Annotated in this window: 1 pseudogene; it reads right to left on the bottom strand. The window is 66.7% G+C overall.

Annotated features, from left to right (window positions below):
- Window positions 1–240 (bottom strand): annotated as a pseudogene (locus R0J87_RS24235) (carbohydrate ABC transporter permease); the annotation flags it as partial.

Raw genomic sequence — 240 nt, forward strand, 5'->3', positions numbered from 1 at the left:
GTTGAACGTGGTGAAGGCGAGGATCAGCCCCGGCAGCGTGCCGACCAGGTCGAGCGATCGGAAGATGGCGTAGAGCGGCACGGTCACGGCGACGATCGGCGCCATGCGCGTGGAGATGATCCAGAACAGCAGGTCCTTCTTTCCGCGGAACTCGGTGCGGGCCAGGCTGTAGGCGGCCATCGAGCCGAGCGTCACGGAGACCAGGGCCGAGCCGAGGGACGCGACCAGGCTGTTGAACAG

Origin of the sequence: Halomonas sp. SIMBA_159 (assembly GCF_046536035.1) — a bacterium.
Classification (GTDB): domain Bacteria; phylum Pseudomonadota; class Gammaproteobacteria; order Pseudomonadales; family Halomonadaceae; genus Vreelandella; species Vreelandella venusta_A.